26 protein-coding genes are annotated in these 26,802 nt (G+C 58.9%); 18 read left to right on the top strand and 8 right to left on the bottom strand.

What is annotated here, in order from left to right; all coding sequences use genetic code 11:
* Window positions 1-275 precede the first annotated feature (275 nt).
* The gene (locus tag HGP17_RS08995) at window positions 276-1,301 is read right to left on the bottom strand and encodes an RluA family pseudouridine synthase (RefSeq protein WP_168807948.1); all 1,026 of its coding nucleotides are present in this window, start codon (window positions 1,299-1,301) and stop codon (window positions 276-278) included.
* 50 nt (window positions 1,302-1,351) lie between these two features.
* On the opposite strand from HGP17_RS08995, the gene HGP17_RS08990 reads away from it, so the two are divergent.
* Window positions 1,352-1,729, top strand: coding sequence for a hypothetical protein (locus HGP17_RS08990; RefSeq protein WP_168807946.1), 378 nt, complete (start codon window positions 1,352-1,354; stop codon window positions 1,727-1,729).
* Between the two features lie 10 nt (window positions 1,730-1,739).
* Window positions 1,740-2,570: an RNA methyltransferase gene (locus HGP17_RS08985; RefSeq protein WP_168807944.1), complete on the top strand. Its 831-nt coding sequence runs from the start codon at window positions 1,740-1,742 to the stop codon at window positions 2,568-2,570.
* Window positions 2,571-2,585: 15 nt separating this feature from the next.
* On the opposite strand, the gene HGP17_RS08980 is transcribed toward HGP17_RS08985, so the two are convergent.
* Window positions 2,586-3,785, bottom strand: a complete 1,200-nt coding sequence (locus tag HGP17_RS08980; RefSeq protein ID WP_168807942.1) for a hypothetical protein — start codon at window positions 3,783-3,785, stop codon at window positions 2,586-2,588.
* A gap of 185 nt (window positions 3,786-3,970) precedes the next feature.
* A complete protein-coding gene (locus tag HGP17_RS08975; protein ID WP_246704003.1) occupies window positions 3,971-4,498 on the bottom strand; it encodes an EipA family protein in 528 nt (175 codons plus the stop codon).
* A 387-nt stretch (window positions 4,499-4,885) separates the two neighbouring features.
* Here HGP17_RS08975 and HGP17_RS08970 point away from each other — a divergent pair, with 387 nt between their 5' ends.
* Together HGP17_RS08970 and HGP17_RS08965 are read left to right on the top strand one after the other, a co-directional pair.
* A complete protein-coding gene (locus HGP17_RS08970; protein WP_168807938.1) occupies window positions 4,886-5,536 on the top strand; it encodes a histidine phosphotransferase family protein in 651 nt (216 codons plus the stop codon).
* Window positions 5,537-5,738: 202 nt separating this feature from the next.
* Window positions 5,739-6,101, top strand: a complete 363-nt coding sequence (locus HGP17_RS08965) for a response regulator (RefSeq protein ID WP_168807936.1) — start codon at window positions 5,739-5,741, stop codon at window positions 6,099-6,101.
* A 237-nt stretch (window positions 6,102-6,338) separates the two neighbouring features.
* Here the strand turns inward: HGP17_RS08965 and ctrA are convergent, their stop codons facing one another.
* A complete protein-coding gene (gene ctrA, locus HGP17_RS08960) occupies window positions 6,339-7,040 on the bottom strand; it encodes a cell cycle two-component system response regulator CtrA (protein WP_004116994.1) in 702 nt (233 codons plus the stop codon).
* A gap of 442 nt (window positions 7,041-7,482) precedes the next feature.
* Here ctrA and HGP17_RS08955 point away from each other — a divergent pair, with 442 nt between their 5' ends.
* A complete protein-coding gene (locus HGP17_RS08955; RefSeq protein WP_168807935.1) occupies window positions 7,483-7,839 on the top strand; it encodes a flagellar export protein FliJ in 357 nt (118 codons plus the stop codon).
* A 306-nt stretch (window positions 7,840-8,145) separates the two neighbouring features.
* Here HGP17_RS08955 and HGP17_RS08950 read toward each other — a convergent pair whose 3' ends face one another.
* From HGP17_RS08950 to cysQ, 4 genes are all read right to left on the bottom strand, one after another.
* Window positions 8,146-8,427: a GNAT family N-acetyltransferase gene (locus HGP17_RS08950; RefSeq protein ID WP_168807933.1), complete on the bottom strand. Its 282-nt coding sequence runs from the start codon at window positions 8,425-8,427 to the stop codon at window positions 8,146-8,148.
* A gap of 76 nt (window positions 8,428-8,503) precedes the next feature.
* A complete protein-coding gene (locus tag HGP17_RS08945; protein ID WP_168807932.1) occupies window positions 8,504-9,100 on the bottom strand; it encodes a hypothetical protein in 597 nt (198 codons plus the stop codon).
* A gap of 133 nt (window positions 9,101-9,233) precedes the next feature.
* Window positions 9,234-9,509, bottom strand: coding sequence for a DUF1153 domain-containing protein (locus tag HGP17_RS08940; RefSeq protein ID WP_004107124.1), 276 nt, complete (start codon window positions 9,507-9,509; stop codon window positions 9,234-9,236).
* A 293-nt stretch (window positions 9,510-9,802) separates the two neighbouring features.
* Window positions 9,803-10,597, bottom strand: coding sequence for a 3'(2'),5'-bisphosphate nucleotidase CysQ (gene cysQ / locus HGP17_RS08935; protein WP_168807931.1), 795 nt, complete (start codon window positions 10,595-10,597; stop codon window positions 9,803-9,805).
* Between the two features lie 318 nt (window positions 10,598-10,915).
* On the opposite strand from cysQ, the gene HGP17_RS08930 reads away from it, so the two are divergent.
* The 13 genes from HGP17_RS08930 (at window position 10,916) to HGP17_RS08870 (ending at window position 26,666) form a co-directional block, all read left to right on the top strand.
* Window positions 10,916-12,169: a sarcosine oxidase subunit beta family protein gene (locus HGP17_RS08930; RefSeq protein WP_168807930.1), complete on the top strand. Its 1,254-nt coding sequence runs from the start codon at window positions 10,916-10,918 to the stop codon at window positions 12,167-12,169.
* A 13-nt stretch (window positions 12,170-12,182) separates the two neighbouring features.
* Entirely contained in the window at window positions 12,183-12,461 is a 279-nt protein-coding gene (locus HGP17_RS08925) for a sarcosine oxidase subunit delta (protein WP_168807929.1), read from the top strand.
* On the top strand, window positions 12,458-15,415 hold the full coding sequence (locus HGP17_RS08920) for a sarcosine oxidase subunit alpha family protein (RefSeq protein ID WP_168807928.1): 2,958 nt from the start codon (window positions 12,458-12,460) through the stop codon (window positions 15,413-15,415). Before HGP17_RS08925 ends, HGP17_RS08920 begins: the two co-directional genes overlap by 4 nt.
* Before the next feature lie 7 nt (window positions 15,416-15,422).
* A complete protein-coding gene (locus HGP17_RS08915) occupies window positions 15,423-15,977 on the top strand; it encodes a sarcosine oxidase subunit gamma family protein (RefSeq protein WP_168807927.1) in 555 nt (184 codons plus the stop codon).
* 220 nt (window positions 15,978-16,197) lie between these two features.
* A complete protein-coding gene (locus HGP17_RS08910) occupies window positions 16,198-18,624 on the top strand; it encodes an FAD-dependent oxidoreductase (RefSeq protein WP_168807926.1) in 2,427 nt (808 codons plus the stop codon).
* Window positions 18,625-18,934: 310 nt separating this feature from the next.
* Window positions 18,935-19,837, top strand: a complete 903-nt coding sequence (locus tag HGP17_RS08905) for a branched-chain amino acid ABC transporter permease (protein WP_168807925.1) — start codon at window positions 18,935-18,937, stop codon at window positions 19,835-19,837.
* A gap of 4 nt (window positions 19,838-19,841) precedes the next feature.
* Complete coding sequence (livM, locus tag HGP17_RS08900; RefSeq protein WP_168807923.1) at window positions 19,842-21,233, top strand: high-affinity branched-chain amino acid ABC transporter permease LivM; 1,392 nt, start codon at window positions 19,842-19,844, stop codon at window positions 21,231-21,233.
* Window positions 21,233-22,105, top strand: coding sequence for an ABC transporter ATP-binding protein (locus HGP17_RS08895; RefSeq protein ID WP_168807921.1), 873 nt, complete (start codon window positions 21,233-21,235; stop codon window positions 22,103-22,105). The genes livM and HGP17_RS08895 overlap by 1 nt, the downstream gene beginning before the upstream one ends.
* Window positions 22,105-22,833 (top strand): ABC transporter ATP-binding protein, encoded by a 729-nt coding sequence (locus HGP17_RS08890; protein WP_168807919.1) that lies wholly within the window; start codon window positions 22,105-22,107, stop codon window positions 22,831-22,833. Before HGP17_RS08895 ends, HGP17_RS08890 begins: the two co-directional genes overlap by 1 nt.
* Window positions 22,834-22,857: 24 nt before the next feature.
* Complete coding sequence (locus HGP17_RS08885; RefSeq protein WP_168807917.1) at window positions 22,858-23,211, top strand: DUF6867 family protein; 354 nt, start codon at window positions 22,858-22,860, stop codon at window positions 23,209-23,211.
* 185 nt (window positions 23,212-23,396) lie between these two features.
* On the top strand, window positions 23,397-24,518 hold the full coding sequence (locus HGP17_RS08880) for a branched-chain amino acid ABC transporter substrate-binding protein (protein WP_168807915.1): 1,122 nt from the start codon (window positions 23,397-23,399) through the stop codon (window positions 24,516-24,518).
* A 161-nt stretch (window positions 24,519-24,679) separates the two neighbouring features.
* Entirely contained in the window at window positions 24,680-25,651 is a 972-nt protein-coding gene (locus tag HGP17_RS08875) for a D-glycerate dehydrogenase (protein ID WP_168807913.1), read from the top strand.
* A 193-nt stretch (window positions 25,652-25,844) separates the two neighbouring features.
* On the top strand, window positions 25,845-26,666 hold the full coding sequence (locus HGP17_RS08870; RefSeq protein WP_168807911.1) for an urease accessory protein UreD: 822 nt from the start codon (window positions 25,845-25,847) through the stop codon (window positions 26,664-26,666).
* The last annotated feature ends 136 nt before the right edge of the window (window positions 26,667-26,802 follow it).

Below are 26,802 nucleotides of genomic sequence, written 5' to 3'. Positions count from 1 at the left end.
TGAACCAATGTAAAGATAAGTACGGCCAAACCGTGATTCAAGGATGCGGTCACGCAAGTGTTATAGCAGCGTGACCCATTGTCTCGCCGTGACATCGCCCTTGGGATTGTCCTCCCGAATGATCCGGCGATGCAGGCCTCAGCCATGCTTGCCTTCAAAACGCTCTGACGTTTTTGACGGCCGCGGTGCACCGGAATTCGGTTCTATTCAGACTGACGATATAGGGCGGCTACGGGATCCGTCCAGCCGCCCCTTTATTGAAAAGTTTGAGGCGCCTAGGCGCGCAGGGCTTCGGCCAGTTCTTCCATATCCTCAGGCAGCGGCGCTTCGAAATGCATGATCTCGCCCGTGCGCGGATGTTCGAATTGCAGCATGTAGGCATGCAGCGCCTGACGCGGGAAGCGGTTCACGACCTGCTTCGCAGCCTCGGGCAGCAGATTTGCCTTGGTCTTGAAGCCTCCGCCGTAAACGGCATCGCCGAGCAGCGGGTTGCCGATATGCGCCATGTGCACGCGAATCTGATGCGTACGCCCGGTTTCAAGGTGGCATTCGATCAGAGAAGCAAGGGCAAGCGCATCCTGACCTTCGTGGAAACGCTCCAGCACCTCGTAATGCGTGATCGCTTCATCGGCATCATTCGAATCCGGACGCTTGACGGCGCGGCGCGTCCGATCGCTGCTCGAACGGCCAAGGGGGGCGTCGATGGTGCCGACGAGTTGACGAGGGCGGCCCCAGACGATGGCCTGATAGGCGCGCTCCAGCGATGTCGTCCGGCCATGATCGGCAAACTGCTCCGACAGATGTCTGTGGGCGACGTCGTTCTTGGCCACAACCATGACACCGGTCGTATCCTTGTCCAGGCGATGGACGATTCCCGGCCGGCGTACGCCACCGATACCGGACAGGCTGTCGCCGCAATGATATATCAGCGCATTGACCAGCGTGCCTGTCCAGTTGCCGGCCGCAGGATGGACGACAAGTCCGGCGGGCTTGGAGATGACGATGACGTCCTCATCCTCGTAAAGCACATCGAGCGGGATGTCCTCGCCCTGCGGTGTCGGGTCTTCGGGCTCGGGCAGAGTGATCTCGTAGACATCGCCTGGACGAACCTTGCGCTTGGCATCCGTGACGGGTGCCGAGTTGAGCAGAACCGCGCCATCCTTGATCAGGGCTTGCACGCGGCTGCGGGAAAATTCCTCGCCAATCTCGGCCGTCAGCCATGAATCGAGCCGTCCTTCGGCACTTTCATCGGCGGTAAGGACTTTTCTATTGCCCGCGGCTTCTTTAAAGGGGTCGCTCAAATGTATTTCTCCGGCGCTCGACGGCGCTCTCAACCAGTAAGGACGCATCGATGACGAATCCCGAGCCCAACGATCAAGAGGAGAAGCCCCTCGATCCGGCCCTGGAAAAAGTCCGACGCAAGATGATCCGCCTGCAGATCGTGTCCGCGGCCGTCATGGTGGTGAGCCTTATGGCTGTCTTCGGTGCCGTTGTCTACAAGACGATGAAGCCATCGGCAAAGCCTGTGGGGCAGGCGGCATCCAATATTCCCTCGGATTCGCCCTTGGCCGTCACCGCCCTGCTGCCAGCCGGCTTTACGGTGCAATCCACGGCGCTTTCGGGCAACCAGGTTCTGTTTTACGGCACGCTTGCCAGCGGCCAACCTCAGGCGTTCGTCTTCGATTACAGCATCGGCCGCGTTGTGGCGACCATCTCACTGTCGAATTGACGGGCGAGCAATGACGCACGGGCGGCTCATCGAGATCACACATCCCGACGATCCGCGTATCGCCGAATTTCGCGATATCCGCGAGCGTGATCTGACCGGACGCGAAAGCCGGTTCATCGCCGAGGGCACCGTCGTTCTCAGGCTTCTTGCCGGCGCGCATGCAAATGGCGGGGATTTCTTTGCAGAAAAGGTGCTGCTGCTGACAAACCGTGTCGCGGGGCTCAGCGATATCATTCACACCTTTCCCGCCGAGGTACCGGTCTATGTGGCCACGAGCGATGTGCTTGACGGCGTTGTCGGCTTTCACCTGCATCGCGGCGTGCTGGCACTGGGGCGCCGAAAGGCGGAAACTGGGCTCGATGCCTTCCTCGATCGCCTGCCGCCTGAAGCGCTTGTCCTTGCCGGCTGCGGCATCTCCAACCACGACAACATGGGCTCGATGTTCCGCAACGCCGCCGCCTTCGGCGCCGATGCGGTGCTGCTTGACGAGAGTTGCTGCGATCCGCTGTACCGAAAGGCCTTGCGCGTCTCGGTTGGTTCGGTCCTGACCATGCCCTATTGCAGGCAATCGACAGACACCGATCTGCTTGCCGCGATGGCCGATCGCGGCTTTGCCATCTGGAGCCTGTCGCCGCGCGGAGTGGTCGATATCCGCGACATTCCGGCATCGAAGCGGATGGCGCTCGTCGTGGGCACGGAAGGGGAAGGTTTACCGCAGAGCATTCTGTCTGCCTTCGACAGCGTGCGGATTCCGCAGGCGCCGGGGCTCGATAGCCTCAACGTCGCCACGGCCAGCGGCATTGCGCTGTTCGAAATGGCGGCCAGGATCAAGCGAGTCTGAAGGCGTCCCCCGGCCTCAAGGGCTAGGGTGCTTTGGCAACAATGCAGCAACCCGGTCCGCGAGACTGATGCGCGCGCCTTGTTCGGCGCCATCCTTGTCAGTTGGAAAAAGCTTGAGGATCGGTGAGGTGTCGCCTTCCTTCAGCGCCGTCAGCGCCACCATGTTCGCGGCGATGGTCGCGATTTCCTCGCGTATGGCGTCTTCATGCGCAGGCAAGCGTGCTTTCAGCAATCGGTCCGACAGGGCGGCCGCCCGATTGCGTACCTCTTCCGTCATCTGAGCAATATCGTCTTCCACGGTCTTTTCCGGTTCGGCTGAGTTCATCGTCTTGTCGCCGCTATCCCTGACCATCGATGCGGCGGACACTTTCGGTGTTCGGGTCGGTTTTCTTGCCGGTGCAATACCAGCAGCACGCAGCGCCTTGCCAGCCTCTTTCGAGTCGTTGACTGCAGTTTCCAGGCGTTCTTTCAGGCGAACGACGTCCTGAGCCTGCCGCGCGATGGCGGTTTCCTTGTCTGCGTTCCCGGCGATCTCCCGGCCGAGCCGCTCCTCCAGACGCTTGCTCTTGTCGTTCTCCTGGCGAAGCGACTGCTCGGCGTCGGCAGCGCGCAGACTTGCGGCGTTCAGATCCTTGCGGAGCGTGTCGCGCTCGTCGCGCAAGGTGTTGATGCGCAGCTTCAGGCTTTCGATTTCGGTTTCGCGGGTTGCGAGGTCGATCTTCAGATTATCGGCGTCGGCAGACATTTTCGTCATGCGCTTGCGCAAGCTGTCGATATCGCTTTCCTTGTCGCTGCTGGCCTGTTCCGCCGTGTGAATGCTGGATTTGAGCTGACTTATGTAGCTCTCCTCATGCCGCAGACGCGAACGCAGTTCGCCGGCTTCCTGTTCGAGATCCTCGATACGGGTCTGAGACTCGGCGTTGCCGGCGGCAAGACGGCTGGCTTCCTGTTGAAGCTTGCCGTTGTGGATTTGCAGCGCGACCGTTTTGTCGCGCTCCTGTGTTAGGGCCTGTTCCGACTTCGCATTTTCGGCGGCAAAAAGCGCGCGGGCCATGTCCTTCTGCGCACGCACTTCTTGCGGGCTCAGCGGCATGGTCGCCTTCAGGCGCTTCTCGGTAAACCAGACGATGCGGCGATGGATTGCCGGCGCAATCATAAAGACCAGAAGAGCGGCCGTCAGAAAGCCCAATCCGAACAATAGAGCAAATTGAATCACGGCGCGGCCAGTATCCTGGTGTTATTTTCGATCTGGATGAAATGAATAATCATGGGCTCGGCATGCGGGCAAGCGTTTAAATCGGATATGGTTTACCGGCGCGGCCGGATTTACTGAAAGAAAAGGCCCGCAAACTAAGCGGGCCTGAGCAGGAGCTGCTTGGGAGGCGATATTAAGCTCCACGCTCAGAAGGGGTTCCAGGTCGGATTCTGCGTGACCTTGAGATAGCCCATGTTGATGCCGAGGCGCGCGCCGAGGCCGGTGCGGATCGGAACGAGGACAACATTGTTGTTCTTCAGAACCGTCATGCCGAAACCGGCGACAACGAAGGCCTGGCCGCTGACGCCGCCGAAGCGGGTGTAGACGCTGTCGATGCTCGGCAGGTCGTAGACGAGCATCATGACGCGCGTGCCCTGGCCGCCGTAGTCAAGGCCGAGCGACGGACCCTGCCAATAAAGCGGATGCTCGCCGGCGTTCTTGGTGTTCAGCTGCCCTTCGCCATAGGTCAGGCCAGCCAGAAAGGCGCCGGACCCTTCCTGTCCGAGGATATAACCGTTCGGCAAGCCATATTGCTGAAACGCCCGCTCGATCACCTTGGCGAGACCGCCACTGGTGGAGCCGAAGAAGGAATGTCCGGCATCGACGATTTCCTGCGCCGAATATTGATTGGTCGGCGCCGCGGCCGCCTGACGGGCCGGCAATACGAAGCTCATGAATGCTGCGATGGCCACGATCAGACCAAGGCCGAGCGTCCTGGTGCCGGGGGCTGGCATTCTCTTCAGGAATTCATAGCGCATGAAAGTCATCCGTTCATCATGGTCGGTACGATAGAGGAAGCCCCACTCCATGTTCGCCTGAACATGCCGTGCATGACATACCCCTCTTTCAGACCATTCCGTCCATCCATCGCAGAACGATTCGCGTGCGAAAAAGTCTGATGGTGATGAATGCATTTTGCGCGGATCGTCTTAACAATCGGTTTACCAAATATGGTGTCATTATGGCGCGCGGTACACCGGCTGCGACAATCCTCGGGCAACCTTACCGTGGCAACGTGGAGTCTACTGCGTTTCGCCTTATCAGCATTCAGGAGACAATGAATGTCGAAGAATCCAAACCTCACTCTGACCGGACCGGATCTGGCCGCGCTGCTATGCAGCCGCGTCTGCCATGATGTGATCTCGCCGGTCGGAGCGATCAATAATGGCCTGGAGCTGCTCGACGAGGGTGGTGCCGACGCCGATGCGATGGACCTGATCCGCACCAGCGCACTGAATGCATCGGTGCGGTTGAAATTCGCCCGCCTGGCGTTCGGTGCTTCCGGCTCGGTCGGCGCGTCGATCGATACCGGCGAGGCCGAGCGCGCCGCGAAAGATTTCGCCGCTGCGGAAAAGAAGACCGAGGTGACCTGGGTCGGCCCGCGCGCCATCATCGCGAAGAACCGCGTCAAGCTATTGCTCAACCTTTTTCTGGTGGCTTATGGCGCCATCCCGCGTGGCGGCAGCATCGAGGTGACGTTGGAGAACCCGGAACTCGATGCGAAGTTCACGATCGCCGTCAAGGGACGGCTGATGCGTGTGCCGCCGAAATTCGCCGAGATCTGCTCCGGTACGCTGGAAGAAGCGATCGATGCCCATTCGATCCAGCCGTACTACACGGTGCTGCTGGCCGATGAGAGCGGTATGGAAATTTCCTATAACGCGACGCCGGAAGAGCTGACCTTCACCGCAGTGATGGCCGCGGCTGAATAGGCGAATCTGCTCGCATGAACATCTAGCCCGTGGTCAGCGCCTGGCCGCGGGCTTTTCGTTTCGTCGCTCAATGCGTGTATTTTTCAAGTGCTCGCGCATTTGATAATGTAGCGGTAACGAATCCTTAGCATGCTGGTCCTATCGTCCTAATTTGGGGTTACTGTTCTGATAACAGTGGCCGATGGTGCCAGGGAGCTCATAGATGCAGCGGTTCATGATCACGGATAGTTCGGATGTCGTACGCAAGGTCGGCAAGCGTATCCTGTCTGAACTGGATTTCCTCGTGAGCGAAGCTGGCGATGCCCGCGAGGCACTGGCGCGCTGCCAGGCCGAACTTCCGGACTATCTGATCGTAGATGCCGGGATGGAGGGTGCACTCGAGCTGATCGCAAGCATCCGGGCCATGCCTGATGGTAAGAACGTGAAAATCTACTATTGCGTCGTCGAGGCTGATCTTCGCAAGCTGATGGCGGGAAAGCGGGCGGGCGCTACGGATTTCCTCTTGAAGCCGTTCGATCGTAAGATCCTGACCGCGATCTTTGGCAACCGCGCCGCGGCTGCCTGATTTTATGGGTCTATCAGATTAACAGCCGCCGCCCGGTCGAGGCGGCTTTTGTTTTGTCAGGCCGAAGCGTGCTGTGCGCTTTTGGATTGTTTCCGGCTCTTTAACTCTTCGGGTCTGCGTATCTCGCTGCCGCAACCGGTGACGGCTCAATTCTTCGCGGCATGCTTTAGCGCCAACGAAAAATCCCGCCTTGGAGGCGGGATTTCGATAGTTCGGCGGTAATAAGGGGAGGCGGCTTCAGGCGCTTTCGGCGAAATCGTTGCTGTCGGGCTCGCGCAGCACGTAGCCGCGGCCCCAGACGGTTTCGATATAGTTGGCGCCGCCGGCTGCATTGGCGAGCTTCTTGCGCAGCTTGCAGATGAAGACGTCGATGATTTTCAGTTCGGGCTCATCCATGCCACCATAGAGGTGGTTGAGGAACATTTCCTTGGTGAGCGTCGTGCCCTTGCGGAGCGAGAGCAGCTCCAGCATCTGGTATTCCTTGCCGGTCAGGTGCACGCGCTGGCCGCCGACTTCGACGGTCTTGGCGTCGAGGTTAACGATCAGCTCGCCGGTCATGATCACCGACTGGGCATGGCCCTTCGAGCGGCGAACGATGGCGTGGATGCGGGCAACCAGCTCATCCTTGTGGAACGGCTTGGTCATATAGTCGTCGGCGCCGAAGCCGAGGCCGCGAACCTTGTCCTCGATGCCGGCCATGCCGGAGAGGATGAGGATCGGTGTCTTGACCTTCGAGAGGCGCAGCGTGCGCAGCACTTCGTAGCCGGACATATCCGGAAGGTTAAGATCGAGAAGGATAATGTCGTAGTCGTAAAGCTTGCCGAGATCGACGCCTTCTTCACCGAGATCGGTGGTGTAGACGTTGAAACTTTCGGATTTGAGCATCAGCTCGATGCTCTGCGCTGTCGCGCTATCGTCTTCAATGAGTAGAACCCGCATAATTGTCCCCTTTACCGCCGCCGAAAGGTCGTCAGTCCCGTTACGCGATACCGATCAAATCACTGCTTGATTTGGAAGCTGACATGCAATGGTTAACAAATTCTGATTCACTCTGGCAAGACGTATCGAATTTATTAAATAATTTTTCCATTGCACTGTTTTCCAACGACAATCAGTAAAATCATCTCCTAAAGTATCGCTTTAAGAATTCACGCCAAATGATTCATCGGACTCATGAATGCGAAGATGTCGAATTCAGACCGAAGCATTTACCGAGCCTTAAATCATTGCGCCTATCATTAACGATGCCCGTAAACGAAAGGTTACCAGCGGTAGGCTTTTATTAAGATCGCTGTAATTTTTTTTAACCAAGCCGTCTCAAAGCGGCGCGGCGGGTGGGAAATATCGAGAGCCGGGGTCTCGCATCACGGGAGTAATGCGTATGAAGTCACGTGAGAGCCTAGTTCGTCTGAAAGAGTTTCAGGTGAACGAAAAACGCCGTCAGCTGCAACAACTGCAGATGATGATGGCGGAATTTGACCGCATGACAAAGGATCTGGAGAGCCAGATCGTGCTGGAAGAGAAGAAGTCCGGCATTGCCGACCCGAACCATTTTGCTTACCCGACCTTCGCCAAGGCCGCCCGCCAGCGTGCGGACAACCTGCAGGTGTCGATCCGGGAGCTTCAGGTTCAGGAAGAGGCGTTGGAAAGCTCGCTTGAAGACATGCAGGCCGAATATGCCAAAGCCGCAGCGCTTGAAGAGCGCGATGGTTCAGGTCCGGCCAGGGCGCGTGCCTGAGGTCGAAAGCGCTGTCCTCCTCTAAGGACACGCAGCATTCCGGCGCATCAGCGGCCTGAATGCAGACCATGCGGGATTTGAGGAGAGCGGTACGAAAGCCGCGCATGACCGGCCATAACGAGGCCGGCCATGCGGGGCTTTTTGTATTTGTCGAGAATGCAAGTTCTTGAAAAGATGTCGGTTCCATCAATGCCGGTGACCGGCTTGAAGTGCAGCGGGATCTCAAGGATTCGCCGCCTGCGCTGCCACCCCTCGATTTAAACGTGTCGTCGTCGCGAAGCAGCTGAACACTTTTCCGCGATAGTCCTAGGCGTTGATGACATCGCGCCAATCGTCATGACGCTGCGCTTGCGCCTTGAAAAACGGGCAAAGGGGAATGATCTTCCAGCCGCCGCGCCGCGCTTCTTCGACGGCATGAAGAGCAAGGGCCTGTCCCACGCCCTTGCCGCGCAGGGTGTCGGGAACGCCGGTATGGTCGATGATGATCAGCTTTGGCGACGTGCGGGAAAACGTCATCTCCGCCTCATGCCCTTCGACCGTTGCAACATACCGGCCGCCGGATGCATTGTTTTCGTTGCGGATATCCATGGTCTGCCTCCGTGATCGCGTTGAATTCAGCAAGGATGGCATTTGCCCGACACGATGCCAACCGTGGATCTCTCATTTACAACCCTTGATAGACGCCGTTTTTGACGAGAGGGCGATCATCCCAGATCTGAACTTCGATGAAAGCATCCGGTCCCCGCTTTTCCCTGGGCTGCGATGGATCGGGAAAGCCGTGCCGTTCAACGATTTCGATTATTTCAGCCAGTGTGAAAACATCTCCACGCCATGGGCATGTCCCGGAATCATCGCGGTTTGTTGATGGACAACTCGTCATGCTGTCGGGAAAGGTGAAGGTGATTGCCTCGGCATCGAACATGGCAAGCGGAAGAACGATGGACGCCGGGCGGGATTCGTCCCATCCGTCGGCCATGTTTCCGAGGAAGAAGTAAATGGGACGCTCCAACCGCGTTGTGCCGATTTTTCGACTGCGTTCCGCAATGAGCCAATCCTCGGTTTTCAATCTGCGAGTGAAGTAGTCACCGTTAATATAGGCATGTCCGTCGTGCCGTATCGAAGCGATTATGCGCTCGGCATCATCGCGTGGGAGCGAGCAGACATTACGGAAAGCGCCTCTTGCAGGGTGAAAGTTATGGGTAATCACCGTCGGCAATGAATGAAGGAGCACAGTTTCGATTCTCCGCTTGCAGCGGATCAATCGTAGCACTCCAAGCCCTCAAGCACAGGCCTGGTACGACCGGCCGGGCATTCGGCGTGCAAACAATTCGGGCCTCTGTTCCGCGAGGAAAGAGGCCCGAAGAAAAGATTGAATTAAGGTCGTGCTGTCGCTGTCAGTGGCGATACTGCTGTATGCGTGTCGTCCGAAGGCCTGCAAGGCCATGCGTATTGATGGACGACTGCCAGGAGAGGAACTCTTCGACGGTCAACGTATAACGTTCGCAAGCTTCTTCCAAGCTGAGCAGACCACCACGCACAGCGGCGACAACCTCTGCCTTACGACGTATGACCCAACGGCGCGTATTCGGCGGCGGAAGATCTGCTATCGTCAGCGGGCTGCCATCGGGGCCGATGACATACTTCACTCGGGGACGTATCATTTCGGTCATTGGACTCTCTACACACACTCAAGACCACGAGAGGCACTCTATCTTGCCACATTTAAAAATTGCCTAAGCACATAGTAAGACTTTGCTAAGAATTTTAATGAATGTGGCGGCCTGGTGATTTGCCCTCGGGCAAACGAGCGAGAATCCGCATAATTCCCTGTTATTTCAGGAAAAATCGCTTTGATAATATCATTTTTTGTCAGTCAAAACTTACGCTTTTAAGCTGAAAAACTCCTATGTGAGGAGATTATCAGATTGCGTGTATTTCGATGTTTTTATCGAAAAAAATGACCCTATGCGTGTAGGGCGGGTTTCTTGCCGCCCCAGCAAATGAAGTGCGGATTGGCAAAGTCGCTGTCTTCGCTCTGGTCGATCTTGCCATAGGCGAGGGCGCGTCCATCGACTGTGAGCGTCACCCCGCCGGCTGCGCGCAGGACGGCATCGCCGGCCGCGGTATCCCATTCCATGGTGCGGGCAAAGCGCGGATAGACGTCGGCCTTGCCCTCGGCAAGCAGACAGAACTTGAGCGACGAACCGATAGACGCGCAGGCGGAAACGGCATTGTCCGACAGAAAGCTCTCGGTCGTCTTATTGCTGTTGCATCGGCTGGCGAGCGCGGTGAGATGGGCAGGCCGCTCGCGCACGGCAATGGTCAGCCGATCCGCCACGGCAAACTGGTCGTCGATGATCAGTTTGCGGGCTCTGCCGGCTTCGCCGGTAAAGGCCACGCCAAGGGCGGGGGCATAGACGATGCCGGCAATCGGGACGCCCTTTTCTATATAGGCGATGTTGACGGTGAATTCGTCGCGATGCTCGATGAACTCACGCGTGCCATCGAGCGGATCGACCAGGAAAAACGAGTGGCCGTTGATATCGGGAACCTTGCCGGCCGCGACCGATTCCTCTGCGATCGCTGGGATATCCGGAAAATCGCGAGCCAGATGCTCCAAAATGATGTGTTCTGCCCGCTCGTCGGCAAGCGTGACGGGGCTCATATCCTGCTTCAGGGCGACAGTATATCCGGCGCGATAGACCTCCAATATGGCCTGACCCGCTTCCAGTGCCGCCTTTTCGAATGTCGCAAGCATTTGCCTATTCGTCTTCCGCGCCATGTTCGCGCCTTATGCTCCGGACATCATATAGGAAGTCGCGACCATGAAATTTAGGGTTTAAGCGATCCGGCCTTCTATGACTTACTCGTATGGCGCGGCTTTCGCAATAAAGTCGTGCGTCGTTGCGTGGGCGGGAATTGAGTTCGACCACCGAGGCGTGTCATTTGGGAGACAACCGCAGCTGCGCATTCGGAAAAGAACATGTTCTGTTTGCGAAGTGTTTTCGTCCTTTCGGGACTTGTCGTTTTTATTGCATGTGCGAATGTGCGGCCGGATAGGGATCAGGGTGAATGCATGCGTTATTCCGCATATCAGCTTCTAAAACAGGCGTTTTCCGGCAATCGCCATTGGCAGCCGGTCTGGCGGACACCGGAGCCAAAACCCCATTATGATGTCATCATCGTCGGCGGCGGCGGGCATGGATTGGCGACAGCCTATTATCTCGCCAAGGAGTTCGGCATCACCAATGTCGCGGTGCTCGAAAAGAGCTATATCGGCTCGGGCAATGTCGGCCGCAACACGACGATCATCCGGTCCAATTACCTGCTGCCGGGCAACGAGCCTTTCTATGAGTTATCGATGAAGCTCTGGGAAGGGCTGGAGCAGGATTTCAATTATAACGCCATGGTGTCCCAGCGCGGTATCGTCAATCTGTTCCATTCCGATGGACAGCGCGATGCCTATGCCCGACGTGGCAACGCCATGCGCATGCACGGCGTCGATGCGGAGCTTCTGAACCGCGAGCAGGTTCGCCGGATGATGCCTTATCTGAACTTCGACCATGCGCGCTTTCCGATTCTCGGCGGCCTGTTGCAGCGGCGTGGCGGTACGGCGCGGCACGATGCCGTCGCCTGGGGTTATGCGCGCGGCGCCGACAGCCGGGGTGTGGATCTCATCCAGCAATGCGAAGTGATCGGCATCCGGCGCGATGAGGGCGGTGCTGTGACGGGCGTCGAAACCAATCGCGGTTTCATTGGCTGCAACAAACTGGCGCTCGCCGCCGCGGGCCACACGTCGATCCTTGGCAATATGGCCGATCTGGAGTTGCCGATCGAAACGCACGTCCTGCAGGCATTCGTCTCCGAAGGTCTGAAGCCGGTTATCGACAATGTCATCACCTATGGTGCAGGACACTTTTATATCTCGCAGTCAGACAAGGGCGGCTTGGTCTTCGGTGCCGATATCGACTACTACAGCTCCTACGCGCAGCGCGGCAATCTGGCGACCGTCGAGCATACGATAGAGGAGGGGGTGGCGCTTATCCCCGGCCTTTCGCGTGTCCGGGTGTTGCGCGCCTGGGGCGGCGTCATGGACATGAGCATGGACGGATCGCCGATCATCGATCGCACGCCCATCGAAAATCTCTATCTGAACTGCGGCTGGAACTATGGCGGCTTCAAAGCGACGCCGGCCTCGGGCTTCTGCTTCGCGCATCTGATCGCCAAGGGCGAGAGCCACGATGTCAGCCGCCTCCTGCGTCTTGACCGCTTCGAGCGCGGCTTTGCGATCGACGAAGGCGGCAAGGGTCCGCAGCCGAACCTGCATTGAGGGCACAATACCAATGGCAAGCTTGATCAACTGCCCGCATTGCGGCGTGCGACCCAAGGAAGAATTCTCCATTCGCGGCTCGGCCTCCGTCGTCCGTCCCGCGCCTGCGGCAACGGATGAAGACTGGAACCGTTATGTGTTCATCCGCGACAACGAGCGCGGCCGGATTCAGGAATTCTGGCATCACGCTGCCGGCTGCCGCCGTTGGCTGGTTGTCGACCGCAGCAACGTGACCCACGAGGTGTTTTCCGTCATCGATGCCGAAGACAAGGCGAAGGAGGCGGCACGATGACATCCTATCGTCTGTCGACCGGCGGCCTAGTCAATCGCCTTCGTCCGCTGTCCTTTCAGTTTGACGGCAAGGAAATGAAGGGGCTGGAGGGCGATACGCTCGCCGCCGCTCTCCTTGCCAACGATCAGCTGCTGGTGGGGCGCAGCTTCAAGTACCATCGTCCACGCGGCATTCTGACGGCGGGCTCGGCCGAGCCCAATGCATTGGTCACCATCGGAAAGGATGGCCGCACCGAGCCGAATACGCGCGCCACCGTCGCCGAGCTTTATCAGGGCATGACGGCAGAGAGCCAGAACTGCTGGCCGTCGCTGAAGCACGATATCGGCTCGATCAACGGGTTGCTTTCGCCGTTCCTTGGCGCCGGCTTCTACTACAAGACCTTCATGTGGCCGGCTGCCTTCTGGGAGAAGGTTTACGAGCCAATCATCCGGCGCGCGGCCGGCCTCGGCAAGGCGGTCATGCAGGCCGATCCGGACCGCTATGAAAAAGCCTGGGCGCATTGCGATCTGCTCGTCATCGGTTCCGGTCCTGCAGGCTTGATGGCGGCTTTGACCGCTGCCCGCGCGGGCTTGCGCGTTGTGCTGGCGGATGAGGGCTTCCGCTTCGGCGGATCGCTGCTTTCGGAAAAGCTGACGATCGGTGGCGTGTCCGCCGACATATTCGTCCAGGCGACGCTTCACGAGCTGCAGAGCTTCGAGAATGTGACCCTGATGCCGCGGACGACCGTGTTCGGCTGGTATGACGGTAATGTTTTCGGCGCGGTCGAGAAGGTGCAAAAACATGTTGCGATGCCTTCGCGTGACCTGCCGGTGGAGCGCCTCTGGCGCATTGCCGCCAAGCGCGCCATTTTGGCTTCCGGCGCCGAAGAGCGGCCGCTGGTGTTCGGCGGCAACGATCGTCCGGGTGTGATGATGGCGGGCGCCATGCGCAGCTATCTCAACCGCTATGGCGTCGTTGCCGGGCAGAAGGTAGCGGTCTTTACCAATGGTGGCTCCGGTTACCGAACCGCGAGCGATCTCGCTGCTGCCGGTGTCGAAATTTCTGTGATTCTCGATACGCGCGCCCAGTCGACGGATGCTGCGCCCCAGGGCGTTCGCGTCGTCCATGGCGCGAGTGTCCACGCGACCAAGGGCAAATATCGCATCAGCGGCGTCATCGCCGATCGCGGTGGGCTGGATGAGCTGATCGCCTGTGACGCGCTGGCCATATCCGGTGGCTGGTCGCCCATCATTCATCTTGCCTGCCAGCGCGGCGCAAAGCCGGTCTGGTCGGATGAGAGACAGGCCTTCATGGCGCCGCTCGTCGGCGGCGAACTGGAGATCGCCGGCTCGGCCGGCGGTATCGAAAGCATTTCGGGCTGCCTTGCCGATGGTGCTGAAAAAGGCCGACTGGTTGCCGAAAGCCTCGGTCGCGCGGTTCAGGCGGCAGAGTTGCCGGATGTCGAGGGAGACTATGATCCGTCCTTCGCGGCGATCTGGCATGTGCCTGGTGCCAAGGACAAGGCATTCGTCGACTTCCAGAACGATGTCCATGCCAAGGATCTGGGTCTCGCATTGCGCGAGGGCTTCGGCCATGTGGAGCACGCCAAGCGCTATACGACGAGCGGCATGGCGACGGACCAGGGCAAGCTTGGGAACGTCAATGCTGCCGGTATTATCGCCGGCATGCGCGGCGTCACTCCGGCCGCTGTCGGCACGACGACATTCAGGCCGTTCTACACGCCGGTTTCCTTCGGCGTGCTGGCTGGTACGGCGCGTGACAAACATGCTCAGCCGGTGAGAGAATCGCCGCTGCATGGCTGGGCCAAAAAGAATGGCGCGAGCTTCGTCGAAGCCGGCCTCTGGTATCGCTCATCCTGGTTTGCCCGAGCGGGCGAGAAGGGCTGGCGCGACAGCGTCGACCGTGAAGTGCTGAACGTTCGCAACAATGTCGGCATTTGCGACGTGTCGACGCTCGGCAAGATCGAGATTTTCGGCAAGGATGCGGCTGAGTTTCTGAACCGCATCTATTCCAACGCCTTTCTCAAGCTGCCGATCGGTAAGGCTCGCTACGGCCTGATGCTACGCGAAGACGGTATGGTTTTCGATGACGGTACGACAAGCCGCCTGACGCCTGATCATTTCTTCATGACAACCACGACGGCGATGGCCGGCGAGGTGATGACTCACATGGAATTCTGCGCGCAGACGCTCTGGCCGCAGCTCGACGTTCGTTTCGTGTCCTCGTCCGATCAATGGGCGCAGATGGCGATTGCCGGGCCAAAGGCCCGGCTGGTGCTGGAGCAGATCATCGAGGACGATATTTCCGACGCGTTCTTTCCCTTCCTTGCCGCAGCCGAAGTGCTGCTGAAGGGAGGGCTGCGAGCACGCCTGTTCCGCATCTCCTTCTCGGGTGAACTGGCTTATGAACTCGCCGTGCCAGCCGGTTATGGCGAGGCTGTCGCCGACGCGATCATGGAGGCCGGCAAGGCGCATGGTATCTGCGCTTACGGCGTCGAGACCCTCAATGTGCTGCGCATCGAGAAGGGGCATGTCACTCATAGCGAGCTGGACGGCCGCACGACGCCCGACGATGTCGGGCTTGGCAAGATGATGTCGACGCAGAAGCCGGATTTCATCGGCAAAAGGCTATCGACCCGCTTCGGTCTCACCGCTGCCGACCGTGGCCAGCTCGTGGGCCTGAAGCCGGTTGACACCGCCAAGGAGATCCATGCCGGCGCGCATATTCTGAAAGAGGGCGCAAGGCCGTCGACGCTGAACGACCAGGGGCATATTTCTTCGGTGTGTTTCTCACCGACGCTCGGCCATCACATCGCCCTGGCATTCCTGAAGTCGGGTCGGGAGCGGATCGGTGAACGGGTCACCGTCTGGGACGGATTGCGCGGCGAGGAGGTGGCGGCGGAGGTCTGCAGCCCGGTCTTTGTCGATCCTGATAACAAGAAGCTTTTGGGGTGATGGATCGATGAGCGTTGCATTTCAAAACAGGCATGTTCTGGAAGACCATATTTCCGGCTTCGAGGCGGCCGCCAATCCGAATCACCTCATCGTGGTGCGCCGCCCAGCCATTTTTTCCGTGCTTGGCAGGGCAGGGGATCATGACAGCGTGCTGGCAAGCCTGAAGGCATTAAAGGACGTATCTGTTCGCGAAGTCGGACCCAGGGAATGGTTTGTCGTCTCCGATACGCTCGGCGCCGATAGCGTGGCGCGGGATCTCTTTACGCTTGATCCGGCGAAGGTCTCGTTTTTCGAGCAAAGCGATGGTCGCGTCCTTTTGCTTATCTCCGGCCCCAGCGTTCGCCGCATCCTTGCCAAATGCGTGGCGGTCGACCTCCACCCGCAGGTTTTTGCCGAGGGGCATTCGGCCAATATGCTGTGCTGCCATGTCAGCGCCAATGTGGCCCGCACCGGGCCCGATCGCTTCGAAATCATCGTTCCGCGCTCCTATGCCGGCAGCGTCTTCGAAGAGATCATGGAGATGGGCCGCGAGTTTGCGCTGACGGCCGGTTTCGCAGACTGAGAAATCCTGCATCGTCGGAGTTCGAATGCCCAGCCAGCCGGCATGGGCATTCGATGGCCAATGGCGCGATCCGAACAATTGCGATGGCGCAAACAGACATATCGGTTTCGCAGTTCGGGCTATTTGGCTTATCGGATAGTCTCTAGGTTTCCTCTCAAATGCGGTCGGTCGCTCGGGAAGACACTCGGCGGCTTCGTACCGAAAACAGGGGATTCCTTAGATGAAAAGCCATGCCAAGGTCGTCGTCATCGGTGGCGGTGTCGTCGGATGTTCGGTGCTCTATCACCTGACGAAATTCGGCTGGAAGGATGTGGTGCTGCTTGAGCGCTCCGAGCTGACATCCGGATCGACCTGGCATGCCGCCGGCGGCATGCATACGATCAACGGCGATCCGAACGTTGCCAAGCTGCAGAAATATACCGTCGAGCTCTACAAGGAGATCGAGGAATATTCCGGCCAGGACATCGGCCTGCACCTGACCTCCGGCCTGATGCTGGCCGCAACGCCGCAGCGCTTCGATTGGCTGAAGTCCATTCTTGCCAAGGGGCGTTATAATGGTCTTGAAGCGACGCTGCTGACGCCGAAGGAGGCGCATGAGATGATGCCGCTTCTCGATCCCGATCAGTTCGTCGGTGCTCTCTACGATCCCGTCGAAGGCCATCTCGACCCCTACGGCACCACCCATGCCTATGCCCGCTCGGCCAAGAAGAATGGTGCCGACATTTATCTCCACACCAAGGTGGAAGAGTTGGTGCAGCGCGAGGATGGTTCCTGGCGTGTCATCACCAACCAGGGCGAGATCATCGCCGAGCATGTCGTCAACGCCGCCGGTCTCTGGGCGCGCGAAGTCGGCCGCATGGTGGGTCTGGAACTGCCGGTGCTCGCGATGGAGCATATGTACCTCATCACCGAGGACATGCCCGAGGTCATCGACTTCAACAAGACGACGGGCAAGGAGCTGATGCACTGCGTCGACTTCGACGGCGAGATCTATCTTCGCCAGGAGCGGCAGGGCATGCTGATGGGCACCTATGAAAAGGCGTGTCGCCCATGGTCGCCGGTGACGACGCCCTGGGATTTCGGTCATGAGCTGCTGGCCGAGGACATCGAGCGTATCACGCCGGAGCTGGAAGTCGGCTTCCGCCATTTCCCGGCTTTCAACAATGCGGGCATCAAGCGGATCATCAACGGCCCGTTCACCTTCTCGCCCGATGGCAACCCGCTCGTCGGACCGGTACGCGGGCTTCGCAACTACTGGTCGGCCTGCGCCGTCATGGCCGGCTTCAGCCAGGGCGGCGGCGTCGGTCTCGCGCTCGCCAACTGGATGATCTACGGCGATCCGGGCTTCGACGTCTTCGCCATGGACGTCTCCCGCTATGGCGACTATGCGACGCTCGCCTATACCAATGCCAAGGTGCGTGAGAACTACGCCCGCCGCTTCTCGATCCGCTATCCGAACGAAGAGCTGCCGGCCGCGCGTCCGCTGCTGACGACGCCGATCTACGATAAGCTGAAGGATGCCGGCGGCGTCTTCGGTGCCTACTACGGTCTGGAACAGGCGTTATGGTTCGCGCCGAAGGGCGAGGTCGATCAGTTCTCCTGGCGTCGCTCCAACGATTTCGATGTCGTCGCTGCCGAAGCCAAGGCGGTGCGCGAGAGCGTCGGGCTGATGGAGACTTCAGGCTTTGCCAAGTATTCGGTGAAGGGACCGGGTGCGGAAGCCTTCCTAGACACGCTGCTGACCTGCCGTATCCCAGCCATCGGCCGCATGACGCTCGCGCCAATGCTCAAGCACGACGGAAAGCTGATCGGTGATTTCACGCTGGCGAAGCTCGGTGAGGGGGATTTCCTTCTCATCGGCTCCGGTATTGCTGAAGCCTATCATATGCGCTGGTTCGAAAGCCTGCTGCCCAAGGACGGCTCCGTCGAACTACAGGCACTCGGCCTTTCTCTCCTCGGTCTCTCGATTGCCGGTCCGAACGCCCGCAAGCTGCTGCAGAAGCTGACGCATCAAGATCTGTCGACGGCTGCCTTCCCCTTCATGTCGATCCGGCGCATGGATATCGGCATGGCGCCCGCCATCGTCGGCCGCGTCTCTTATACGGGCGACCTCGGCTACGAAATCTGGATGAAGCCGGAGCATCAGCGCTATATTTTCGATCTTCTGATGCAGGAAGGCGCGGAGTTCGACATCCGCCTCTTCGGTCTGAGGGCGCTGAATGCGCTGCGTCTGGACAAGTCCTACGGCAGCTGGTCGCGGGAATATCGGCCGCTCTACGGGCCGTTCGAGGCCGGTCTCAATCGATTCGTCGCGCTGTCCAAGGAGGCGGATTTCGTCGGCAAGGCTGCTGCGGCCAAGGAGAAGGCCGAAGGCGGAACGCTGCGGCTGCGCACCTTCATTCTAAGCGCCAACGATGCCGACGTCATCGGGGATGAGCCCATCTATCACAATGGCGCCGTCTGCGGCTGGGTGACGTCGGGCGGCTATGCCCATGCATCGGGACTCTCCGTTGCCGTCGGCTACGTGCCGAAGGAGATCGCCGACGACTCGCAGGGTTGGCAGATCGAGCTGCTCGGTCAGCTTCTGCCCGCAAGACTGCAGGTCGAGCCGTTGTTCGATGCCGATGGTGCAAGGATGCGTGCCTAGTATCGCCGGTCTGAACGCAAATGCAGCGGGCTTTGCAATGGCCCGCTGCTGATAAAAATTCTTCAGCGCCCGCTTTAAGCTCGACCAGTTTGGCTAGTTTTTGAGCTGTGAATTGCCGTTTTTATATCATTTTCGGCCGGATTTGCGTCAGCTTACGGTGATTTGAAAAGAATTTGTCAATTTCTTGCCTTTTTGGCTTCACATTTCCTTCGAAAGCAGTATGGAATCGGCCCCACGGGTCCTCATGAAGGAAACCAAAAAAGTAATAAGAGGTGCGGTCGTTTAACGTCGCATCCAGGGGAAATGACATATGGATTATTTTATCCAGCAGCTCCTAAACGGGCTGACTCTTGGGTCTATCTATGGCCTGATCGCCATTGGTTATACCATGGTCTACGGCATCATCGGCATGATCAATTTCGCCCATGGTGACGTGTTCATGCTCGGCGGCTTTGCCGCTTTGATCACCTACCTCGTTCTCGTTTCGCTCTTCGCCGGCCTACCGGTCGCTATCCTGTTGTTGGTGATGCTCCTCGTCGCCATGCTGATGACCAGCCTTTGGAACTGGGTGATCGAGCGCGTTGCCTATCGTCCGCTGCGCGGTTCGTTCCGCCTGGCGCCGCTGATCACCGCGATCGGCATGTCGATCGTGCTGTCGAACTTCATCCAGGTTGCTCAGGGCCCGCGCAACAAGCCGATCCCGACACTGGTGGGCGATGTTTACAATTTCGGCGCCGTTTCGGTGTCGCTGAAGCAGCTCATCATCTTCGCCGTGACGATCGTGCTGCTGACCGCATTCTGGTATCTGGTCAACAAGACGTCGCTCGGCCGCGCCCAGCGCGCCACCGAACAGGATCGAAAGATGGCGGCGTTGCTCGGCATCAATGTCGACCGCACCATTTCCGTCACGTTCATCATGGGTGCGGCACTCGCTGCCGTCGCCGGCACGATGTATCTGATGTATTATGGCGTCGCGAACTTCACCGACGGTTTCATTCCGGGCGTCAAGGCGTTCACGGCAGCTGTTCTCGGCGGTATCGGCTCGCTTCCGGGCGCCGTTCTCGGCGGCCTGATGATCGGCCTTATCGAATCGTTCTGGTCGGGCAATTTCCCCATCGCGTACAAGGATGTCGCAACCTTCGGCATCCTGGCTTTCGTTCTGATTTTCAAGCCGACCGGTATCCTCGGACGGCCGGAAGTCGAAAAGGTATAACGCCATGGCAAATTCAAATTTCGTTGCAGGCAAGACCGCGTCCGGCCTTGTCCGGAAAGGGATTACGGATGCCTTCTGGACCGCGCTGATCGCGCTCGGCATGTTCGTGCTCTATATCGGTCTCAAAACCGATCAGAACATGGACAACAAGCTGATCATCGTGCAGCGCTGGGGCTTGTTGGCAGTCATCGTTGCCATTGCCGCCGCCGGCCGTTTTATGATGACGGTTTTCGTCCAGCCTTATCTCGCCGCCAGAAAGGCCCGAAAGGCCAAGGCTGCGCCCGTTGTCAAAGAGCCAGGCGTCATCTCCAGGAACTTCAACGTGGTGGCGTTGGGCCTGTTGCTGATCTACCCGTTCGTCGCGCTGGCACTTCGCGGTCCTCAAGGGTCGCTGGTCTTCGTCGATAACTTCGGCATCCAGATCCTGATCTACGTCATGCTGGCCTGGGGGCTGAACATCGTCGTCGGCCTCGCCGGCCTGCTCGATCTTGGCTACGTGGCCTTCTACGCGGTCGGTGCTTATTCCTACGCGTTGTTGTCGGCCCATTTCGGCCTGTCCTTCTGGGTGCTTCTGCCGCTTTCGGGTATTTTCGCAGCACTCTGGGGTATGATTTTGGGCTTCCCGGTCCTGCGTCTGCGGGGCGACTATCTTGCGATCGTCACGCTTGCCTTCGGTGAAATCATCCGCATCGTGCTGATCAACTGGACCGACGTGACGAAGGGCACCTTCGGCGTCTCCAACATCACCAAGGCATCGCTGTTCGGGCTTTACTCGTTCGATATCAAGGATCCGAACAATTTCGTTCGCACCTTCGGGCTGCCGATGTCGACGGCGTGGTACAAGATCTTCCTGTTTTACGTCATCCTGGCGCTCTGCATGCTGACCGCCTATGTGACGATCCGGCTGCGCCGCATGCCGATCGGACGGGCGTGGGAAGCATTGCGTGAAGACGAAATCGCCTGCCGCTCGCTCGGCATCAACACCGTGACGACGAAGCTGACGGCTTTCGCAACGGGCGCGATGTTCGGCGGCTTCGCCGGCTCGTTCTTCGCCGCCCGCCAGGGCTTCGTTTCGCCGGAATCCTTCGTGTTCCTTGAATCGGCTGTGATCCTGGCCATCGTCGTGCTTGGCGGCATGGGCTCGCTTCGAGGGATCGCCATTGCGGCGATCGTGATGATCGGCGGCACGGAAGCGCTGCGTTACATGGGCTTCCTCAAGTTCTTCTTCGGCGAAGATTTCACCCCGGAACTCTACCGCATGCTGATCTTCGGTCTCGCCATGGTGGTCGTTATGATCATCAAGCCGCGCGGCTTCGTCGGCACGCGCGAACCGACCGCGTTCCTCAAGGAACGAAAAGCGGTCTCCGGCAGCTTTACCAAGGAGGGCCACGGCTGATGAACGCTGTGACCACAACCCCCAACGACATCCTGCTGAAGGTCGATCATCTCTCGATGAAGTTCGGTGGCCTGATGGCGATCAACGACTTCTCCTTCGAGGCGAAGCGTGGCGACATCACCGCGCTGATCGGTCCGAACGGCGCCGGCAAAACCACGGTATTCAACTGCATCACCGGCTTCTACAAGCCGACCATGGGCATGATCACCCTCAACCAGAAGAGCGGCAAGGAATATCTCCTCGAGCGGCTTCCGGATTTCCGGATTACGCGCGAAGCCAAGGTGGCGCGCACGTTCCAGAATATCCGGCTCTTTTCCGGTCTGACCGTGCTCGAAAACCTGCTTGTGGCGCAGCATAACAAGCTGATGCGCGCCTCCGGTTATACGATTCTCGGGCTGCTCGGCATCGGCCGTTACAGCACGGAAGCCAAGAACGCGATCGAGCTGGCGCGCTTCTGGCTCGAAAAGGCCGATCTGATCGACCGTGCCGATGACCCGGCCGGTGACCTTTCCTATGGTGCGCAGCGCCGTCTGGAAATCGCCCGTGCCATGTGCACCGGCCCCGAACTGCTTTGCCTGGACGAGCCGGCAGCCGGTCTCAATCCTCGCGAGTCCCTCGTTCTCAACGAGTTTCTGCGCAGCATCCGCAAGGATACCGGCACGTCGCTTCTCCTCATCGAGCACGACATGTCGGTCGTCATGGAAATCTCCGACCATGTCATCGTGCTCGAATACGGGCAGAAGATTTCGGACGGTACGCCGGACGAGGTCAAGAACGATCCGAGGGTGATCGCGGCCTATCTGGGCGTTGAGGACGAAGAAGTGGAAGAGGTGATTGCCGAAGTCGAGCACCTCCAAGAGGGCGAGAATTGATGACGGGACAACCACTTCTCAAGGTCGCGGGCGTCGAAACCTATTATGGCAATATCCGTGCTCTTGCCGGCGTCGATATCGAGGTCAACAGTGGCGAGATCGTCAGTCTGATCGGCGCCAATGGCGCCGGAAAATCGACGCTGATGATGACGATCTGCGGGACGCCGCAGGCTCGCAGCGGCAAAATCACCTTTGACGGCCAGGACATCACGCGCATGCCGACGCATGAGATTGCGCGGCTTCGCATTGCCCAGTCGCCTGAAGGCCGGCGCATTTTCCCCCGCATGACGGTTTATGAAAACCTGCAGATGGGTGCGAGCCTCGACAAGCTCAAATATTTCAACGAGGACGTCGAGAAGATCTTCACGCTCTTTCCGCGCCTGAAGGAACGCCAGGCGCAGCGCGGCGGCACGCTTTCAGGCGGCGAGCAGCAGATGTTGTCGATCGGTCGCGCGCTGATGGCACGTCCCAAGCTGCTGTTGCTGGACGAGCCTTCGCTTGGTCTTGCGCCGCTGATCATCAAGGGCATCTTCGAAGCGATCAAGGTTCTGAATCAGACGCAGGGTCTGACCGTGTTCCTGGTCGAGCAGAACGCCTTTGCGGCGCTGAAGCTTTCGGACCGCGCTTATGTGATGGTCAACGGTCGGGTGACGATGAGCGGTTCGGGCAAGGAGTTGCTGGCCAATCCGGAAGTCCGCGCCGCCTATCTTGAAGGCGGGCACCATTGAGTTTCGTTTCGCGGAGAATTTGACATGCAAGGACTTCTCTTCGATAGCGATACCGGCGGCCGTATGGTCATCCGCGTCGTCATCGTCATCCTCGGATTCTGGACGGCATGGCGCACCGGTCGCGCTGTCGCTTCCAATTGGGAAAGCTATCCGCTCGCGGTCGTCTACAGCATCCTGCTCGGATTTGCGCTGCAGTTTCTGCATCATGCGCTGTTTGCTGGCCCCGTGTTCGATCTCACTATCTACATCATCGATATTGTGTGCCTGCTCATTTTCTCGACGGCAGGATACCGGTATCGACGTACCGATCAGATGGTGAATAACTATTACTGGCTCTATGAAAAGACTTCGGCCTTTTCCTGGAAGAAGAAGAATTGACAGTGCCCTGAAACTGGGCACAGTCTGATTGCACTACTGGCACTTTCCTGCATGATAAAAACAAGCAGCACACAGCGGGATCGTGCTTCCAGAGTTCGGAATACAAGCGTTTACCGGCGTGATGATTGGTGGGTATCGCGCAGGGCGAATCAAACGGAACCCGCTCAAAAATTGGGAGTAACAATATGAAGAAGTATCTTCTGTCGGCAGTGGCATTGTCGGCGATGATCGCATTCGGCGGCGTTGCGAAGGCCGATGTCATTATTGCAGTCGGCGCTCCCCTCACGGGCCCGAATGCCGCGTTTGGCGCGCAGCTTCAGAAGGGCGCCGAGCAGGCTGCTGCCGATATCAATGCGGCTGGCGGCATCAATGGGGAAAAGATCAAGGTCGAACTCGGCGATGACGTATCCGACGCCAAGCAGGGCGTTTCGGTTGCCAACAAGTTCGTCGCCGATGGTGTCAAGTTCGTTGTCGGTCACTTCAACTCGGGCGTTTCCATCCCGGCTTCGGAAGTCTACGCCGAAAACGGCATTCTTGAGATTTCGCCGGCTGCCACCAACCCGACCTACACCGAGCGTGGCCTTTGGAACACCTTCCGTACCTGCGGCCGTGACGACCAGCAGGGTATCGTTGCCGCCAAGTACATCGTCGACAATTTCAAGGGCGCCAAGGTTGCCGTCGTTCACGACAAAACCCCATACGGCCAGGGCCTTGCCGATGAAACCAAGAAGAACCTGAATGCCGCTGGCGTTACGGAAGTTCTTTATGAAGGCATCACTCCCGGCGACAAGGACTACTCGGCCCTCATCGCCAAGATGAAGCAGGCAGGCATCGATTTCGTCTACTACGGTGGTCTCCACACCGAAGCCGGCCTGATCCTGCGCCAGATGGCCGATCAGGGCGTGAAGGCTCACTTCATGTCGGGTGACGGTATCGTCACCAACGAGCTTGCTTCCATCGCCGGCGATGCCGTCGACGGCACGCTCATGACGTTCGCACCGGATGCACGCAAGAATCCGGCTGCTGCCGATCTCGTGACCAAGTTCCGCGCTGCCGGTTACGAACCGGAAGGTTATACCTTCTACAGCTATGCGGCGATGCAGGTCATTGCTGCTGCTGCCAAGGCTGCCGGCTCGAACGACCCGATGGCCGTTGCCGACGCAATCAAGGCAAAGGGCCCGTTCAAGACCGCAATCGGCGACCTCAGCTTCAATGCCAAGGGCGACATCACCCGTCCGGACTATGTCATGTACAAGTGGTCCAAGGGTTCCGACGGCAAGTACGCTTACGCCGAAATCACGAAGTAATCATCGCGGCCGGCTTGCCGGTTGATACGAGAGTTACGAAGCCCGGCCTTTTGGCCGGGCTTTTTCGTTTCTGCGCTTTTCAAGCACTCAGAAGATCTTCGCCATTTCCTTCGGGTCCGTCCTGGATTAAGTCTGCGCGGTATCGGCAGGAGGAATTGAGCATGAGCAAGCCCCGTATTCTCGTTACCCGGCGTTGGCCGGCCTCTGTCGAGGCTGTGCTGGCAGAGCGCTTTGACGTTACGTTGAACACGGATGACGTGGCTCTCGATGCGGCACAATTGCGCGAGGCGTTGTCGACCTATGATGCAGTCCTTCCGACGGTTTCCGACAGGTTTCCGGCTTCACTTTTCGAGGGTGGGGCGATCCAGACCAAAATTCTCGGCAATTTCGGGGTCGGCTTCAATCATATCGATATCGCCGCGGCCAAGGAAAAAGGCGTCGTCGTCACCAATACGCCCGGCGTGCTGACCGACTGCACGGCCGATATCGCCATGCTTCTCCTGCTGTCCGTCGCCCGTCGCGGCGGTGAAGGCGAACGTGAGGTGCGGGCAGGGGGGTGGACCGGCTGGCGGCCGACGCATCTCGTCGGCACGAAGGTCACGGGTAAGACCGTCGGCATCATCGGCTTTGGCCGTATCGGCCGGGCTTTCGCGCAGCGCTGCCACTTCGGCTTCGGCATGGACGTGGTCTTCTATAACCGCTCCGCCATCGATCCGATGGAAGCCTCGCGCTATGGCGCCATGCAATTGCAGACCGTCGAAGAGGTTCTGGAGGTTTCTGATTTTGTCTCCCTGCATTGCCCAGGCGGTACGGAAAACAAGCATCTGATGAATGCCGAGCGCCTCTCGAGGATGAAGCCGGAGGCCTTCCTGATCAACACGGCGCGGGGCGATGTTGTCGATGAAGCCGCATTGATCGCAGCGCTTGAACGAGGCACGATCCGCGGTGCGGGCCTTGACGTTTACGAGGCCGAACCGCATGTGCCGGAACGATTGAGAGCGCTCGATAACGTCGTGCTTCTGCCGCATCTCGGCAGTGCGACGGAGGAGACGCGCTCGGCGATGGGCATGAAGGTGGTCGACAACATCACCGCCTTCTTTGATGGCCGTGAGCCACCGGACCGCGTGGTCTAGTTTCGGAGCCTGCTCGCGCATCGAGCCCCAAGGAATTGCCTTTGTTTTTAGCGTTTGGCGAAAAATGCGGCGATTGCTGCGGCTGAAGCACCCTTGTCGCCGGGTGTCGAACAAGGCACGGGAATTGCTTGCAGTTATTCGTTGCCGGGTTTCAATGATCGGGCACGATATGGTGTGATGTCTGGAGAGGCTGATGGCGATGATGGCTGCAGAGACAAGACCGCAGAGGGCGCGGGGTCGCGGCCATCTTGCGGCCAAGTCGCTCGGCGGATGCACGCGCCTTGCCGAATTGTTTCAGGAAGGTGCGGCCAAAATCCGGCTGCCCGAGACCTTCGATCGCTCCATGGAAGCCGTCATCATCAACACCGCTGGCGGCCTTACCGGTGGTGATCACATGGATTGGAGCGTGGTGGCAGGGCCCGGCACGCGCATCGATGTGACAACGCAAGCCTGCGAAAAAATCTACAAGGCTTCGGCTGCGACGGCCGAAGTGGAGACATCGATCAAGGTCAGCGCCGGCGCGCGGGTCGACTGGCTGCCGCAGGAAACCATCCTGTTCGACCGTGCATCGCTTTCGCGCAGCCTGAGCGTCGAGCTTGACGATACAGCCGAATTCCTGGCCGTCGAGGCGATTTTGCTCGGGCGCAAGGCCATGGGTGAAGCGATGGCAGAGGGCCTTTTTCAGGATCGCTGGCGCATTCGTCGCAACGGGCGCCTGGTTCATGCCGAGGAATTGCGCCTGCAGGATGATGTCGCCGGTTTGACGGCCAAGGCGGCCGTTCTCAGCGGGCAGGTCGCGTTTGCGACCCTGCTTTATGTCGGGACCTCGGCCGAGACTTATCTCTCCCGCATCAGGCCGCTTGTCGAAACCCATATGGGAGGCGTCAGCCAATGGGGTGAGAAGCTGGTGGTGCGCCTCGCCGCCGCCGATGGATTTGCGCTGAGAAAAATTCTGATCCCCATCATATCAGCCTTGCGCAATGGAGCGCCTGTGCCGAAAGTCTGGAACTTGTAGTCCTCGACGCCGAAAGATTTTAGGGCTGCTTGACCTGAGATCCTCCGGCACCAAAATCAGAGAAGTCGATCATGACGCCGAAAACCGCTCGTACTTTTCGACATCATGCTCTGAAGAACAGCAATCACATAGGTAG

Origin of the sequence: Rhizobium sp. P38BS-XIX (genome assembly GCF_012641435.1) — a bacterium.
Classification (GTDB): Bacteria; Pseudomonadota; Alphaproteobacteria; order Rhizobiales; family Rhizobiaceae; genus Rhizobium.
The sequence above is the reverse complement of the archived record's forward strand: the minus strand, read 5'-3'. Positions and strand labels throughout refer to the sequence as shown.